This is a genomic window from Pseudoalteromonas sp. S3178 (genome assembly GCF_005886985.1).
GTDB classification, from domain to species: Bacteria; Pseudomonadota; Gammaproteobacteria; order Enterobacterales; family Alteromonadaceae; genus Pseudoalteromonas; species Pseudoalteromonas carrageenovora.
The window spans coordinates 1-325 of sequence record NZ_PNCW01000447.1 but is presented as its reverse complement, the minus strand read 5'-3'; the positions used below and the strand labels follow the sequence as shown (position 1 = coordinate 325).

The 325-nt window shown below is 45.5% G+C and carries 1 protein-coding gene; it reads right to left on the bottom strand.

Translation table 11 applies throughout. From position 1 onward, the window contains the following. Positions 1-325, bottom strand: a 325-nt coding sequence (locus tag CWC11_RS21700; protein ID WP_138684237.1) for a HAMP domain-containing protein, incomplete at both ends; no start/stop codon positions are given.

Genomic DNA, 325 nt, shown 5'->3' with positions numbered 1-325 from the left:
GACCCTTCTTCGACAAGGCGTGTTGAAAAGTCTCCTACGCCTACTCGACTAGCTGCAATTTGTAGCGATTTTAGCGGTTTGTTTAGATGCCTAGCAAAAAGCCACCCCCCTAACACACTTAAAAAACCAATACTGGAGAGGTAAAAAACTAAAAACTCCATTTTTGTTTCACTGAGTCCGCTAAGCGGTACTCTTACCCAATACCCAGGCGCTTGCGGTGCTTCGACCCAATAAACAACCGGATCTCCTTGGCTTATCCTGACTCGCGCAGAACCATTAAGTTGATCCGACATACTACGAGACAGCAATGTATATTCTTTGGCCT